This window comes from Intrasporangium sp. (assembly GCF_036566125.1).
Classification (GTDB): Bacteria; Actinomycetota; Actinomycetes; order Actinomycetales; family Dermatophilaceae; genus Intrasporangium.
The window spans coordinates 1-2,151 of the sequence record NZ_DATCWX010000057.1 but is presented as its reverse complement, the minus strand read 5'-3'; the positions used below and the strand labels follow the sequence as shown (position 1 = coordinate 2,151).

The 2,151-nt window shown below is 67.2% G+C and carries 4 protein-coding genes; all 4 read left to right on the top strand.

The window, feature by feature from the left end; all coding sequences use genetic code 11:
• Window positions 1–495 (top strand): phage tail tube protein (locus VIR15_RS03350; RefSeq protein ID WP_331926057.1); only part of this gene is annotated, 495 nt, incomplete at its 5' end.
• A gap of 86 nt (window positions 496–581) precedes the next feature.
• Window positions 582–1,076, top strand: coding sequence for a hypothetical protein (locus VIR15_RS03345; protein WP_331926056.1), 495 nt, complete (start codon window positions 582–584; stop codon window positions 1,074–1,076).
• A gap of 50 nt (window positions 1,077–1,126) precedes the next feature.
• A complete protein-coding gene (locus VIR15_RS03340; RefSeq protein ID WP_331926055.1) occupies window positions 1,127–1,435 on the top strand; it encodes a hypothetical protein in 309 nt (102 codons plus the stop codon).
• Between the two features lie 17 nt (window positions 1,436–1,452).
• Window positions 1,453–2,151 (top strand): phage tail tape measure protein (locus VIR15_RS03335; protein ID WP_331926054.1); only part of this gene is annotated, 699 nt, incomplete at its 3' end.

The window sequence follows — 2,151 nt, the reverse complement described above, 5'->3', positions numbered from 1 at the left end:
GCGCTCGGCCGCCGCAACGCCATCTTCGTGCCGACCGACACGCTCTCTGTGGCGGTCCTGACGGGCCCGACTGCCGTCGAGCTGATGTGCTACCTGACGAAGGGCACGTTCGGTGTCGCGTCGGAGACGGAGCGCGGCACGGACGAGCGGGAGTGCACCCTCGTCGCCGCCGAGGTCATGGGCAACACCACGTACTCGATGAACGACTTGGAGTACGTGTGGGAGCCGCAGGACGACGGCACGTCACCCACGAACGACGCCCTCAACAAGCTTGGCCCTCGCAGCGGTGGGGCGACCGGCTTCATCATCGTGCGTTACGGCATCGCGCAGGACTCGGCGCTCGCGGCTGGTCAGTTGGTCGACAAGCTGCCGGTCACGCTCGGCCCGCAGCTCCCGAAGTCGGTGGACGGGTCGAACCCAGCGGAGAAGTTGAAGATCACGCAGGCAGTGGTCATCAACCAGGGTTCGCAGTTCAGCGTTCCGCTCGTCGCCTGACCCAGTACCTCGCCCGGTCCGCGCATGCACGGGTCGCGGACCGGGCGAGTCAACCCGTGCCACCCGTGCAGCAGTAGGAGACCCCCATGTCTGAGCCATTCGACTTTGAGGCGTTCGTCGCCGGCACGCAGCTCGCCCGCCGCACCGTCTACGTGTACCGCATCGACAACCGCGACGAGATCCTGCGCCTGCAGGCCGACCACGACCGACTGCCCGACGCTTCAGGCGACGAGCGCGAGGCGACCGAGAACCCCCGTAGGGCGCTCGCGGATCGGATTGCGGCGCTGCGGGAGGAGATGGAGGCGAGCCGGCAAGGGTTCGTGATCCGCACCATCACGCCGGACGAGCTCGCGACGATCCAGTCTGACGACACGGACGTGTACGACCAGTTGGCGATCCAGTCCGTTGAGCCGAAGTTGACGGCTGAGCAGTGGCGGCGGGTCGCTGACGTGGTGGGCCTCGCTCAGTGGAGCGTGCTCGTCGCGGACGCCAACGACTTGATCCGGTCCAAGGTGGCGGTGCCGGATTTCTCGCCGAGCGTCTCGATGACCCTGAGTCCGCGGGCTTCCTCGCAGAACTGAGGACGGCCGACCGGCTCGGCGTCCCCTTCTCGTTCTGGCGCGGCGCAGAGGTGCAGCGCTGGACCGAGACCGATCGACTCCTGCACCTCGCGTTGACGCTCTACATGGACGGCGTCGACTCGTCCCACGGGCAGCTGCGCCGCCTGGCGATGGATCCCGACCTGGCCGACGAGTGGACATATGTCGAGCCTGTTCGTGACTTCGCCTCGTTAACGATGGCGAAGGCCGCTGCGACGAAGAAGGACAGTGAGCATCCCGAGGCGTGGCGTTACGTGATCGGTCTGAGAGAGGGCTGGGAGGAGCGCAAGGCCATCAAGGTGGCCGAGCGCCTGGCCCGCCTGCACGGCGACGACAACTGACTCTGTGAGGGGGTTCCATGGCTGAGCGCACCGTTGCCGTTCGGGTTGACGCCAAGGTTGACGGCGCTGTTGCTGGAATCCGCAAGGTCAAGGCGTCCGTCGATGACCTGACGAAGGCGGATCTGCAGAAGCCGAAGAAGGCGTTCGAGGACCTGTCGAACAAGGCCGCCCTCGGCTCGGTCGCTATCGCTGTCGGTATGGGCAAGGCGATCAAGTCCTTTGCCGACTTTGACGCGCAGATGTCTGCTGTGGGTGCCGCGTCGGGCGCGACGGGTGCGCAGCTGGATGCGTTGCGTGAGGCCGCGTTGAAGGCGGGCGCTGACACTGCGTTCTCGGCGACGGAGGCGGCGCAGGGCGTCACCGAACTGGCCAAGGCTGGCGTGTCCGCTGAGGACGTGCTGTCGGGCGGTCTGGACGGCGCGCTGTCCCTGGCTGCTGCCGGGCAGCTCGAGGTCGGGCAGGCTGCGGAGATCGCCGCCAGCGCCATGACGCAGTTTGGTAAGTCCGGCTCGGATGTGGGGCACATCGCGGACCTGCTCGCGGCTGGCGCGAACAAGGCGCAAGGCTCCGTCGGGGATCTGGGCGCAGCGCTGAACCAGACGGGTCTAGTCGCGTCGGCCACGGGCCTGACCATCGAGGAGACGACGGGCGGGCTCGCAGCGTTTGCGTCTGCGGGCATGATTGGCTCCGACGCTGGCACGTCGTTCAAGACCATG

What these genes read in the sequence shown, in the direction of transcription:
- VIR15_RS03345 (WP_331926056.1), top strand. Translation starts at nt 582, where the DNA reads ATGTCTGAGCCATTCGACTTTGAGGCGTTCGTCGCCGGCACGCAGCTC.